This is a genomic window from Asticcacaulis taihuensis (assembly GCF_900100255.1).
In the GTDB taxonomy this organism is placed as follows: domain Bacteria; phylum Pseudomonadota; class Alphaproteobacteria; order Caulobacterales; family Caulobacteraceae; genus Asticcacaulis; species Asticcacaulis taihuensis.
This window is the reverse complement of record NZ_FMTS01000004.1, coordinates 221054-234163: the sequence shown is the minus strand read 5'-3', so window position 1 is coordinate 234163 and position 13110 is coordinate 221054. Positions and strand designations below refer to the sequence as shown.

12 protein-coding genes are annotated in these 13110 nt (G+C 60.1%); 8 read left to right on the top strand and 4 right to left on the bottom strand.

Annotation, left to right across the window (positions count from 1 at the left end):
* Nucleotides 1-39 precede the first annotated feature (39 nt).
* The 3 genes from BLO49_RS11995 (at nt 40) to BLO49_RS11985 (ending at nt 2200) form a co-directional block, all read left to right on the top strand.
* The gene (locus BLO49_RS11995) at nt 40-1365 is read left to right on the top strand and encodes a UDP-glucose dehydrogenase family protein (protein ID WP_090648798.1); all 1326 of its coding nucleotides are present in this window, start codon (nt 40-42) and stop codon (nt 1363-1365) included.
* A gap of 103 nt (nt 1366-1468) precedes the next feature.
* Nucleotides 1469-1768, top strand: a complete 300-nt coding sequence (locus BLO49_RS11990) for a hypothetical protein (RefSeq protein ID WP_139159681.1) — start codon at nt 1469-1471, stop codon at nt 1766-1768.
* Between the two features lie 6 nt (nt 1769-1774).
* Nucleotides 1775-2200, top strand: coding sequence for a DUF1810 domain-containing protein (locus BLO49_RS11985; RefSeq protein WP_090648793.1), 426 nt, complete (start codon nt 1775-1777; stop codon nt 2198-2200).
* Nucleotides 2201-2206: 6 nt separating this feature from the next.
* Here BLO49_RS11985 and BLO49_RS11980 read toward each other — a convergent pair whose 3' ends face one another.
* From BLO49_RS11980 to BLO49_RS11965, 4 genes are all read right to left on the bottom strand, one after another.
* Complete coding sequence (locus tag BLO49_RS11980) at nt 2207-3265, bottom strand: LacI family DNA-binding transcriptional regulator (RefSeq protein WP_090648791.1); 1059 nt, start codon at nt 3263-3265, stop codon at nt 2207-2209.
* Nucleotides 3266-4849 carry a tryptophan halogenase family protein gene (locus BLO49_RS11975; RefSeq protein ID WP_090648788.1) on the bottom strand — a complete coding sequence of 528 codons (1584 nt, stop codon included), beginning with the start codon at nt 4847-4849 and terminating at the stop codon, nt 3266-3268. It lies immediately after the preceding gene.
* 437 nt (nt 4850-5286) lie between these two features.
* Entirely contained in the window at nt 5287-6147 is an 861-nt protein-coding gene (locus BLO49_RS11970; protein WP_245679003.1) for a glycoside hydrolase family 16 protein, read from the bottom strand.
* An 86-nt stretch (nt 6148-6233) separates the two neighbouring features.
* Nucleotides 6234-7841: a sodium:solute symporter family transporter gene (locus tag BLO49_RS11965; protein WP_090648786.1), complete on the bottom strand. Its 1608-nt coding sequence runs from the start codon at nt 7839-7841 to the stop codon at nt 6234-6236.
* Nucleotides 7842-7939: 98 nt separating this feature from the next.
* On the opposite strand from BLO49_RS11965, the gene BLO49_RS11960 reads away from it, so the two are divergent.
* The 5 genes from BLO49_RS11960 to BLO49_RS11940 all read left to right on the top strand — a co-directional run bounded on the left by BLO49_RS11960 (nt 7940) and on the right by BLO49_RS11940 (nt 13024).
* Entirely contained in the window at nt 7940-8479 is a 540-nt protein-coding gene (locus BLO49_RS11960; protein WP_090648783.1) for a mismatch-specific DNA-glycosylase, read from the top strand.
* A 218-nt stretch (nt 8480-8697) separates the two neighbouring features.
* Nucleotides 8698-8937 carry an acyl carrier protein gene (locus BLO49_RS11955; protein WP_090648781.1) on the top strand — a complete coding sequence of 80 codons (240 nt, stop codon included), beginning with the start codon at nt 8698-8700 and terminating at the stop codon, nt 8935-8937.
* A gap of 30 nt (nt 8938-8967) precedes the next feature.
* Nucleotides 8968-10251, top strand: a complete 1284-nt coding sequence (locus tag BLO49_RS11950; RefSeq protein WP_090648779.1) for a type III PLP-dependent enzyme domain-containing protein — start codon at nt 8968-8970, stop codon at nt 10249-10251.
* A 7-nt stretch (nt 10252-10258) separates the two neighbouring features.
* Nucleotides 10259-11791: a class I adenylate-forming enzyme family protein gene (locus BLO49_RS11945; protein ID WP_170828320.1), complete on the top strand. Its 1533-nt coding sequence runs from the start codon at nt 10259-10261 to the stop codon at nt 11789-11791.
* An 84-nt stretch (nt 11792-11875) separates the two neighbouring features.
* Nucleotides 11876-13024: an acyl-CoA dehydrogenase family protein gene (locus tag BLO49_RS11940; protein WP_090648772.1), complete on the top strand. Its 1149-nt coding sequence runs from the start codon at nt 11876-11878 to the stop codon at nt 13022-13024.
* The last annotated feature ends 86 nt before the right edge of the window (nt 13025-13110 follow it).

Below are 13110 nucleotides of genomic sequence, written 5' to 3'. Positions count from 1 at the left end.
TGACTCGCTCCGTGGGTTTGGGCAAAATAAGGTCGAAAAATGAAGATTACGATGATTGGCTCGGGCTATGTCGGCCTGGTTTCGGGTGTGTGTTTCGCCGAATTCGGCCATGATGTCGTCTGCATGGACCTCAATGCCGACAAGATCGAGGGGCTGAAGAAGGGGGGCATCCCGATCTTCGAGCCGGGCCTTGAGGAAATGACGCTCGATAATGTCAAGGCCGGCCGCCTGACCTTTACGACCGATATCAAGGCCGCCGTTGCCGGCGCTGAGGTGGTCTTTATCGGGGTTGGTACACCGCCTCATCCGGAGACCGGCCATGCCGACCTTAAATACGTCTACGCCGCCGCGCGCGATATTGCCCGCTCGGTCGAGGGTTTCACCGTCGTCGTCACTAAGTCGACCGTGCCGGTCGGCACCGGCGATGAGGTCGAGCGCATCATCCGCGAGACCAATCCGGACGCCGATGTGGCCGTGGTGTCCAATCCGGAATTCCTGCGCGAGGGCGCGGCGATCAAGGACTTTATGATACCGAACCGCATCGTGGTCGGCATCGAAGATGAGCGCGCCCGTTCGGTCATGACCGAGGTTTATCGTCCGCTGTTCATCAACCAGTCACCGCTGATGTTCACCACGCGCCGCACCTCCGAGCTGATCAAGTACGCCGCCAATGCCTTCCTGGCGATGAAGATCACCTATATCAACGAAATGGCCGACCTGTGCGAGGCGGTGGGCGCCAATGTCCAGGAAGTGGCGCGCGGCATCGGCCTGGATAACCGCATCGGCACCAAGTTCCTGCACGCCGGCCCCGGCTATGGCGGCTCGTGCTTCCCCAAGGATACCCTGGCCCTGGTCAAGACGGCGCAGGATTTCGGCGCGCCGATCAGGCTGATCGAGACGACCGTGGAAATCAATGACGCCCGCAAGTCGAAGATGACGAAGAAGGTCATCAAGGCGCTGGGCGGCAGCGTCGCCGGCAAGACCGTGGCGTTGCTCGGCCTGACCTTCAAGCCGGAAACCGACGACATGCGCGATTCCCCGGCCATCACCATCATTGAGGAACTGGTCGAGGCCGGCGCCGCCATCCGCGCCTTCGATCCGGAAGGCATGGAAAATGCCAAGGCTGTGCTGCCACCGATTACCTATTGCGAAGGCGCCTATGACGCCGCTACCGGCGCCGATGCGGTGGTGATCGTCACTGAATGGAACGAGTTCCGCGGTCTCGACCTGAAGCGCATCAAGGCGGCCCTGAAATCACCGGTCCTGGTCGATCTGCGCAATATTTATCGCCGCGAAGAAGTGGCACGTCACGGCTTCACCTATTCGTCCATCGGCCGCCCAAGCGAAGATATCGCGGCCGGCTGAATTTCAGACTGAAAATTTATAACGAACGCGATTGTATGAGATCGTCGCGTGTGAAAGCGGCAATGGGGCAGGCAGTAGTGTTTTGCAAACCCAGGAGGAGGCGATGACCGCCATTCCCGCTACCCTTACCGCCGCCGGTCAGGCCGACGCCGTTGAAATCACCCTTGCCGGGCTCAGGCAGCATACCCTGACCGAGACGGAAACCCGTGATGATATCCTGCTGTTGTTCGATATCGACCTGACAGTCGAACAGGCGCGGCGGATGTCGGGCTATCTTAGCCGGTTGCTGTCTACTGTGCGCGCGGGTGATATGTCGGCCGGCGAGGCCGCCCGTGATATCCGCCAGGTGATGAGCACGTTTATGCCCGATGGGCCGGTTCAGTATGAAATGAACCTGACCTGACCGGTCGTGCGCCCTGACCACGATCTCAATCGCTTTGTCAGTGCCCAGGCGCCGGTCTATGCGCAGGCTCTGGCCGAACTGCGGGGCGGCCGCAAGACCAGCCACTGGATGTGGTTCATCTTCCCACAATTATCCAGCCTTGGCCGCTCGGCGCGGGCGCAATATTACGGCATTTCCGGTCTGTCGGAGGCCAGGGCCTATCTGGATCATCCCCTGCTTGGCGAACGGTTGCGCGCCTGTACGCGCATCGTCATCGACACGCAGGCGGCCTCGCTGCATCAGATATTCGGCACGCCGGATGACCTTAAGTTCTGCTCCAGCATGACGCTGTTTTCCAGAGCCGCCGGGGATGCCACACTTTTCGATGATGCGCTTGACCGCTGGTGCGGCGGGCCGGACAAGGCGACCCTGCGGCTGCTTGAAAGCGCCTGAAACTACCTAAGGCTGCCGCAGAGGCGCAGTAGAGCCGCGCAGAACGATATCGTGCGGCAGGACCTGATGGGGGACCGGCGTCGGCCATTCCGAGGTGCCGAGCGGCGACAGGCGGGTAAACAGGAGGTCGCCGGCCATGGCGCCCAGTCTCGGTACCGGCTGGCGAACCGTGGTCAGCGAAGGCCACAGCATTTCGGAGGTCGGGATGTCGTCGAACCCGACGATCGAGCAGTCATCAGGCAGGGTCAGGCCCATTTCATGCGCCACCTTGATGACGGCGACGGCCATTTCGTCATTGCAGGCAAATATGGCGGTCGGCGGCTCGTCGCGTTCCAGCAGCCGCCGGGCACAGGGAATGGTGGCGAAATAGCGGAATTCGCCGTCTTCCACCAGGCCGAGATCGACCTCAAGACCGGCCTCTTTCAGCGCCTGGGCATAGCCTTCAAAGCGATAAATGGTGGCGGCGTGATTGGGCAGGCCGCGAATAAAGGCGATCCGCTTGTGGCCATAGGTCAGCAGGTGCTGCGTCATCTGGTAGGCAGCGCGCTTTTCATCGATGCGTACGCTCGGCAGGTGCGGCACCTCGGTGACGGGCGATACCCGGACATAGGGCACGCCGGCTTCATCGAGCACACTCAGTACGATTTCATTATCGGTGAGCGGCGCGGTCAGGACCGCGCCGTCGAGCTTCAGGCGTTTGACCAGGTCCTTGGCGCGGCGCTCGACATCCGGGCTCTGGTAATCCAGTTCCTCGACGACAAGGTGATAGCCGAAATAGCGGCAACGCTCCATCAGGCCAAGCTGGATATCGTGGGTATAGAGCCCGCCGGCATCGCCATAGAGATGGGCTACGACATAGGATTTTTCCGGCGCCAGGCTGCGCATCCCGCGCGCTGATTCATTAGCCTCGAAGCCCAGTTCGGTGACGGCCTGCCGGACACGCGTGCGCATATCGACCGAGACGTGACGTTCATTGTTGATGACCCGCGATACGGTCTTGATCGAAACCCCGGCCAGGCTGGCGACGTCGATAATGGTCGGTTTGCGGGTGATCGGATCGGGCATCTAACGGCTCACGGTGAGAAAGGGATCGGTGCGTTTGAGGGCGGGCGGCGGAGCAAACCCGTGCGCATAGATCTGGGTGATCAGGTCACGGTGCGACGGCAGATCGCGGATGGCGCCGTCGGTAAAAGCGCGGATACGGGCGAAGATCTTGTCGGCGGCTTCGGTCCGGCTGTGGATCGGCGCCTGGGCGCGGAGGTCGGTCGGGTAGTTCATGCCGTATAGAATATACTGGTAGGACGAGGCGGCGAAGATATCGATATCGGTCAGGGTGTCGAAGCGCGAGGGCGGGCGATATGTCCACATATCCAACAAGGCACGCAGGTTTTCCGGGATGGTGGCCGGATCGGCATTGTCGCGCCAGAAGGCTTCCGGACGGCGGGAAATGCAGTAGTGCAGTTTCAGGAACTCGGCGGTCTTTTCATAGCGCTGACACATCCGCTCGTTGAAGAGGGCCGCAGAGGCGTCGGCCGGACCGGTGAAGGGGAAGCAGTCAACCAGCAGGCCAATGGCCACTTCGATCATCATGATGCCGGTGGCTTCCAGCGGTTCGTAGAAGCCGGCGGAGAGGCCGATGGCGCAGCAGTTCCTGACCCACTGTGCCTTGCGGTAGCCGGGATCAAACCGGATCAGGCGCGGCTCCAGGCTTGCGGCATTGTCGCCGGCATATCGGCGCAGATAGGTGCGCAAAACCTCTCGCGCCCGGTCATCCGAACTGTGGGCACTGGAATAGACGTAACCAACACCGCGCCGGCTATCGAGGCCGATGTCCCAGGTCCAGCCGGACTCATGTGCGGTCGAGATCGTGTAGCTCGGAATGGCTTCCTGCGGGTCGGCATAGGGCAACTGGATCGCCAGGGCTGTATCGGTGAGGAGCACGTCCCTGACGGAATGAAAAGGGGAGCCCAGGGCCTTGCCGATCAGCAGGGCGGCAAAACCGGTGCAATCGATATAGAAATCAGCCTCTATCCGGCCATGCTCGGGGGAAATGACGGCGGCAATGCCGTCGGTTCCGGTCTCGACCTCGCTGATACGGCCTGCCAGGTGGGTAACGCCATAGAGACAGGCGTATCTGGCCAGCAGGTTGCCGAAGCGGCCGGCGTCGAAATGATAGGCATAATTCATCCGGCCGCCAAAATAACCGCCCTCGTGCGCGCGTTTGGGAGCGCGTCCGGCATCGGCCACCCGTTTTTGCAGGGTGACGGCTTCGGCGAAAGGCGGCCGCGTTGCCGGATCCTGCAACAACCAGTAGGGCAGGAGTCCGGCGCCATCGGTAAAATAGGGGGCTTCAAAGGGGTGGCTGTAGCTTGTGCCCTCCACTTCCCAGTCGTCGAAACGGATACCCTGCTTGAAGGTAGCCGAGCAGTCGCGCAGGAATTCGGCCTCGTCTATGCCAAGGGTTTGCAAGGTGGTGCGGATCGTCGGGATGCTGCCTTCGCCCACCCCCACCGTGCCGATGTCGGGCGATTCGATCAGGGTAATCCGTGGGGCACCTGCGCCCTGTCCGAACACGCGCGCCAGATAGGCGGCGGTCATCCAGCCGGCCGTGCCGCCGCCGGCAATCAGGATTCGCGGTGAGGATGTCATGCAGGCCCCCAGATGCCAAGAATGTGACGCTAACACGCGGTTGGCCGCAGGGCAAGCGATGGACTAGCGGGCGAGACAGGCTAAGAATTTGAACAGAAATGGAAAATTTCAGCCCCGGTGCGTGATGGCTGTCTTTTTGGCGTGGTCTGGTTGTCCTGCCAAACGGAAACGCAGCGGCAACTCTATGAAAAATAGAAAAATTTCCTGTGATATTTATGCAAAAATGCAGTCATTTCAATAAATTGGTATTGCCATCAGGCTGTGGCGCCGGCTGACAACATTGTCAGAGTTTATTTACAGCCGGCCTTGCCGGGGCTATGTGTCTCACGCGTCACAAGCCCCGGATAAACCGGTCCGATGACCAGCGAAACGATCATCGGGCTGCCGGCATATGCGGGGAAAATACGCTTCCTGAGTCCCGAGACTCAGGAAGCGGTCTATTTCTGGTACACCCGCACATAGTCGATCTTGAATTGCCACGGCATGGTGCTGTCATCGACGCCGGTCTTGCCGCCGAAATCACCGCCGACCGCCAGGTTGAGGATCAACTCATGCGGCCGGTCGAACGGCCAGGCGCCCTTGCCGGTGCCTTCATTGCGGAAGCGATAGTAGAAGCGGCCGTCTATGCCTTCCTTTATCTCGTCCGGCGTCCACAACAGGCTGTAGGTATGCCACTGGCCGCAGACGGCCGGCATGGTCTTGAGAACACCTTTCTGTGTGCCCTTGACGTGGTTGTAGAGTCCGGTGTGGACGGTATGGTAGATTGTGTCCGGGTTCCAGCCGACATATTCCATGATGTCGATTTCACCGTCATCCGGCCACTTGAGCGCCTTGGTGGCAGGCAATTGCCAGATGGCGGGCCAGACGCCCAGACCGCAAGGCAGTTGCGCACGCACCTCGACATAGCCGTATGTATAGGTCTTTTTCGACAGCAGGCGCGCGGAGGTGTAGTGCTGGCCGCCCCAGTCAGACTTGTCTTTCAGGTCTTCCTTGCGCGCCTCGATGATCAGGCTGCCATCCTCGACGCGGGAGTTTTCCGGGCGGGCATCGCTGTAATATTGCAGTTCATGATTGGCCCAGCCGTGCTTGTTGGCGCCGGTGTCGTATGTCCACAGCCCGCCATCCGGCAGGCCCGGCGTGTTGAATTCATCTGACCATTTCAAGCTGTAGCCGGCCGGTACACCGCCCGGTTCGTCAATGGCCAGGGAATCGGCGGCCGGCGGCGTGGATGGATCGGCTTGGGCGTTCAGCGGCAGGAGCAGGGCGAGCAGGGGCATGAAACGGGCGAGGGGCGACACGGGCGTCTCCTGTAAAAAGCGTTATATTTTTTGTGTTTCGCTAATGCCTTTTCGGCTTATGCCGGCAACCTAGCAGACGCGGCCGATTATGCAAACCAGATGACGATGGCGCCGGTCAGCAGCAAGAGCGCCGCGGATAGAAAACGGTAGTTTTGATACCATTTTACCGTCTTCAGATGCGCCGTCTCCGCCTGCCAGACATCCTTTGCGAACATCAGGTGACTCACTGTGGCGGGGTCTGGCGCGGGCGCCGTCAGGCTGCCGGCCAGCAGGGCGATAAAGGCGACCGCGAAGATGACGATGGCCGCCACAAGAAAATGCAGCGGCAGGATATGAAAGGCGAAGGCGTCGACAAACAGGATTACACTGGTGATCGTGCCGGCCACCAGCCCCACCGCGGCACCGGCCCGATTGACCCGTTTGATAAACAGGCCGGCGATAAAGACGGCGGCGATCGGCGGCACGAAATAGCACAGCACCGCCTGGAGATATTTCCATAAAGTATCCTGGAAATGGATGATCTGCGGCGTCCACAGGACCGAGATGACCATCAGGATCACGGTAATGGCCTGGCCGGTGCGCACCAGTTGACCATCGGTCATGTCCGGTTTGAGCTTGCGGATAAAGTCCATGGTCAGAAGCGTCGAGGTCGAGTTGTAGATGCCGGAGAGGTTGGCCAGGATGGAGATCAGGCAGGCCGCCACGATCAGCCCGATCAGGCCATGCGGCATGACCTCAAAAACCATGTGCGAGAAGACGCGGTCGGGTTGCGGCAGAGCGGGAAAGAGCAGCAGGGCCGCGGCGCCCGGCAGGATGACCAGAAACAGGTTGGTCAGCTTGAGCGCCCCGCCCATCAGCGAGCCCCAGCGCCCGTGATCAAGCGATTTCGCCGCCAGAACGCGCTGGACCATGATCTGGTTGGTACACCAGAAATAAAAGCCGATCAGCGGCACCCCGGTGAGCAGGCCCGTCCACGGCATGTCCTTGTCATCCGCCGGCATGATCAGCTTGAGATGCGTGGGGTCGATGGCCTTGAGAGTATGGCTCCAGCCGGCGATCACATCGCCGCCGCCCACCGCCCGGAAGGTGAAGAAGGCGATGCCGGAGGCGACAATGACCATGACCACGCCCTGTATGCCTTCGACCATCAGGACGGCGCGCAGGCCGCCGGCAATGAGGAAGCCGCCGGCGAGCACGGCCAGCAGCGCGCACACCTGCCATAGCGGCCAGTCTGGCACCAGGATCTGGAACAGGATGGAGCCGGCGAACAACCCACCGGCCGCATCGAGGAAGACGCCGAGGATCACGCCGAGGCCGGACACATAGGTGCGCACGAATTTGCCGTAGCGCAGTTCGAGGAACTCCGGCACGGTGAAGACCTGCGATTTGATATAGGTCGGCAGAACGAAGGCGCAGAAGATGGTCAGCACGATGGCCGCCATCCATTCGTAATTAAAGACGGAAATGCCGTGCGAATAGGCAGCGCCCGTCAGGCCGACGAGAGAAGTGGCCGAGATGGTCGAGGCATAGAGCGCGAAGCCGATTTTCGGCCATGAGGCGGATTGCCCGGCCAGGAAGTGTTCGCGGGCCTTTAGCTGCCGGTGGCGGTCAATCAGGCCGAACAACAGGAGCCCGCCGATATAGACGCTGAAGACGCCCAGATCGAGCCAGCTCAGATTATGCGCCAAAGGCATGGTGTCCGCTTCCCCGTATTCTTTCGTTCAGCCTAACGGAATTCACAAAGGGCGCAAGCCGGTGGTATAGGTGGCTTCCTGTTTGAAGTGGAATTGAGATGGATAAGTCTGGTCCCCTGCCGCCCGGCCATGTACCCGACCTGCTGATGCCGGGCCTGAAGGTCGTTTTCTGCGGCACGGCCCTGGGACGCGTATCGGCTGAACAGCGGGCCTATTATGCCAATCCGGGCAATTTCTTCTGGCGAACCCTGCATAATACCGGCCTGACGCCGGAGCGGATCAAACCGCAGGACTATGCCCGGCTGCTCGACCACGGCATCGGCCTGACCGATCTGTGCAAGGCGCATTTCGGCAATGACAATCAGCTTCCGCAAGGGGCGCTGGATGCAACCGCCCTGCGCGAAAAGATCGAGAAGTACCAGCCGAAAATCCTGGCCTTTACCAGCAAGACCGGCGCCAGTGTGTTCCTGGGCCGGTCGACTGGCCATATCCCCCTGGGCTTTCAGTCGGAGACAGTGGGCGATACCCGCATCTGTGTTCTGCCATCGCCTTCAGGGCAAGCGCGTATCTTCTGGAACCAGGCGGTGTGGCAGGATCTGGCCGACCGCGTGCGTGGCATTGAAATTGCAGGAGAGTAAGATATTGTATGTCAGGGTAAAATTTTAGGCGACTTTTAATTTGAGCCGGTTATGTAGGCTCTGACTGCAGTAAAAACGGATGCGTTTATTTCGTGGCGTCACACGGTTGTGGCGTCTGATGTGTATGAAAGCGGATCTGACATATTTTAAAGCCGCTAAGGTGCCGTTGAACCCCGCTTTGACGATCCTGTCGCGTTTTTCATTAATGGAGATTATGAGTGTCCCTGACCTACGAGAACCTGCGTGACTTTCTGGTTGAAGAACTGGCGCTTGATGGCGAAGAGATTACCGCCGATACCCTGTTGTTCAGCAGCGGTCTGGTGGACAGCTTCGCGCTCGTGACACTGATGACCTATATCGAAAACGAAGGGGGCGTCACCATTGCCCCCACCGATGTGAAGCTTGAAAACTTCGACAGCATTTCACGCATTCTTGCCTATCTGGAATCGGCGGCCTAAAAAACTCAAGACGAGACCGGAGACTGATCCATGCAGCCGTTTGAAAGCCGGATGACACACGTGGCGGCGCAGTTTGGCACACCGCTTTATGTTTATGACGCCGATGAACTGACCCGCCGTTTCGAGCATCTGAAACAATTGTTCGGGCAGCATTTCGGCGTCAGCTACGCCGTAAAGGCCAATCCGAATGTCGAACTGCTGCGCCGTATGTTGCCGCATGTGGCGACGTTCGATGTGTCCTCCTACAAGGAAGTCGAGCGCGCGCTCAGGGCGGGCTGCCCGGCTGAGAGGATCACCTTTTCAGGGCCGGCAAAGCGGGATGCTGAAATCCGTGGCGCGGTGGCTCAAGGGGTGGGCGAACTCGTGCTTGAATCCCTGGCGGAAGCCAGGCGTGCTGATTACTGGGCCGGCGAACTGGGGGTGCGCCAGTCGGTACTGATCCGCATCAACCCGTCGACGGGCCCGCGCCATTTCGGCGTCAGCTTTTCAGGGCGGGCCAGCCAGTTTGGCATTGATGACGAGGTGCTCGAAGAGGCAGTCGATACGGTTTTGGGGCTCAGGCACCTGAATCTGATCGGTTTCCACATCTATTCCGGCACCAACAGCTTGAATCCCACGGCGATAGCCGAGAATTTCGCCATCTTTATCGAGCTGTTCCGCCGCGCGGCAAAGCATGGTGATATCCGTCCGGAAAAGCTGGTGTTCGGCTCCGGCTTCGGCCTGACCTACGGGGGCGGAGATGCGCCGCTCGATATCGCCGCGGTTGCCGAACTGGCGCTGCCGCTGATCGATGACCTGAAAAGCGATCCGCGCTTCGCCCATTCACATTGTGTGCTCGAAATGGGACGCTGGTTGATCGGTCCGGCTGGCTGGCTGCTGACCGGGGTGGTGGGCGAAAAGCACACGCGCGGCGTCGATATGCGCCTGTGCGACGCCGGGTTCAACAATCACCTGGCGGCCTGCGGCATGATGGGAACGATTATCCGCCGTAACTGGCACATGATGAATGTCTCCAATCCCGACGCTGTGCCACACAAATACACACTGGTCGGACCGCTCTGTACGACGATTGACGTGCTGGCCACCGACATCATGTTGCCAGAGGTTCGGGTCGGAGACGTGATCGCGGTTGAAAATTCCGGCGCCTATGGCCTGACAGCCAGCCCTACGCGCTTTATCAGCCACCCGGAACCGGCCGAAATCGTGCTGGCAGGCAATGAGGTGATCGACGCAACGGAAAGCGCGCTCAATCACTGGACGGATGTGGACAGGACGGGGCGTCTGCGCATGGCTGAGACCTCGCTCCAGGGGTGACGGACTTATGACGACGGGTTTGTGGCGATGCTTTGACGCCGTGGCGGAACAGAGGGGGGCGGCGCCGGCGCTTATCCAGGGTGACCGCCACATAAGCTTCAGCGACCTGCGCCTCAGGGCGGCGGAAGCGGCGGCCCTGATGGTGCGTTTCGGAGTTCAGCCCGGTGACCGTTGCCTCGTCTGGGCCGGAAATTCACCGGATCTGGCGGCCACCCTTCTGGGTGCCTGGATGATCGGCGCCATTGTGGCGCTGGTGAATGACGAAGCACCGCTGACACACCTGAGCCATGCGGCGGGGGTGACCCGGCCCAGGGTCGCGTTCGTCGATGAGAAATGCGCCGAGGTTGCCACACGGACGTTGGAATGCCCGGTCCTTGTCCTGGGGACTGAAAAGGCCGAGCCGCTGTCACCGCCGGCCCGTGGCCTGACGCACGACCTGGAGCCGGCCTCCATCTTCTTTACCTCAGGATCGATGGGCCCGCCTAAGGGCGTGACGCAAAATCATGCCACCCTGATCGCAGGATGCCGGATGGTGGCGGCGCATCTTGGCCTGCGCGCGGACGACCGGATTCTGTGCCCGATCCCCTGGGCCTTCGACTATGGCTATGGCCAGCTTCTTTCCACCGTGCTGCTGGGCGTGACGCAGGTTCTGCCCCAAGCGCGCAATCCGTTTGCCCTGTGCGAAGCCATCGAGGCGCACAAGCCGACTGTCTTTGCCGGCCTGCCGTCAATCTTCGCGCTTCTGTTGCGCGGGTTATCGCCGCTTCGTGAAACCGATCTGAGTTCTCTGCGCCTGGTGACCAATACAGGCGGGCTGATCCCGCCGGCGATTTACGCCGATGTCCGGGCGGTTTTCGGCCATTGCGACATCTCGCTCAACTACGGCATGACGGAAACCTACCGCAGCGCCGGGCTGCCAGTGGCCTGGTCAGGTGAGCACCCCCATTCGGTTGGCTTTGGTTATCCTGGCGTTCAGCTAAATATTCTGAGTGAGGACGGCCGGGAGGCCGAACCGGACGAAATCGGTGAAATCATCCATCGCGGCACGGGCGCCTTCATGGGCTACTGGAATGCGCCGGAAGCGACTGCAAAGGTGCTGAGGCCCGATCCACTGTGGCGCTACGCCGGAGTTGCGGCGCCGAATGTGGTCTTCACCGGTGATCTCGGTTGGAAGACGTCCGAGGGTTTGCTGGTTATCAAGGGACGGCGGGACCGGCAAATCAAGTGCATGGGCGTGCGTGTCAGTCCGGACGAAATTGAAACCATGATCCGGGCGACTGGTCTGGTGCGTGATGTCGCCATTGTCGGTGTGCCGCATGAAATCATGGGCGAAATGATCGTGGCGGCGGTCATCGCGCCCGCAGGCGGAGGGTCGGATGCTCCGGGACCGGTTCCGGCGCTCAAGACGTTTGCGCGCAAGGAGATGTCGCAGCATATGCAGCCCCGTGCCTGGCATATGATGGACAGTTTTCCTTTGACGCCGAACGGCAAGACCGATTTCATAAGATTGCGCAACGATTTGTCGCAGGGAACGGCCTGATACGGCCATTGCCTGGGGGCGCAACCAGCGGTATTTGAATGGCGGCCTGCAATTTACGGCAGTCCGTAGAGCAGGGAGGCGATCATGGCCACGGCCAGCAGAGATCGGGTTGAGCTTTCGCGGACCCTTGGCGAACGTCTGTCGTTTGGGCCGCGGCAGCCCGGCGACGAAAAGGCATTTACCGACGCTATACTGGCGCAACTGCGGGCGGACCGGCTTTTGTGGGTCGTGTCGGATGAGGAAAACGCGCCTGCCCTCTCGATTGGCGATACGGCGCGGATTACTTTCAATATCGCGCGTTTGTCCGGTTCCGCCGGCCTGATTTACGCCATGCACATGTCTCAGGCCCTGACCCTGGTCAGACACGGCGGCGACACGCCATTCTTCCGTGAGCTTCTCCAAAGACTGGTGGGTGAACAGGTGCTGGTCGCCAGCGGCACCTCCGAAAAGGGCGTAGGCGGTGATATTTTTGGATCGATCTGCACGATTGAGGAAGACGGCGACACACTGACCGTCACAAAGGAAAGTCCCAATATCTCCTATCTGGATCATGCGGGACTGATTCTGGTCAGCGCCATGCGGCTCAAGCCAAATGGTAAAAAAGTACAGATGCTTATTGCTGCCGAAATGAAGAATACTGACCTTCAGCCCGGTCGCGCCGTAGGTTTCATGGGGATGCGGGGCATCATGAATAAGCCATATGCCCTGACTGTCAGGTTTGCAGAGGAGGCGCTATTCCCTGATCCCTATCCGGTCATTGCAAGAGATACCATGACGCCTTCCATTCATATTTTCTGGGCGGCGTTGTGGAGTGGCATGGCGGCCAGTGCGCTGGACAAGGTGAGGGCCAGCATCTCTTCCAGCCCGCCGGCGGAAAGCGATGTGGCGGATGTGATGCGCAGTGAATTAAGCCGGCTGGTGGACAAACACTATGCCATGAACGCGCTGATCCGCGATGCGGTTGTCGCCTTTGACAACAGGGAAAGCGTTGGCGGCATGGGAATGGCGCACACGGCCGATGTCAAACGCCTGAAGGTTCTGTGCTCCGATTACCTGACGGAGATATGCCTGGGCGCGCTGGGTCTTGTCGGTATGCGCGGCTATGCTGAGGCCGGGACTTACAGCCTTTCCGAAATACTGGGGGATATGTTGAGTGCTCGAGTGATGATTTCCAACTATCGCTTATTGACGAACAACGCGAAGATAGAGCGTTTCGTGGAAGAACGCCTTTAGGCAAATACTGTTGCTTTACCTGGATGGAATGCAGGCTTAATCTGTATCGGAGATAATCCGGATTATCGAACTGTCAGGACGTACAG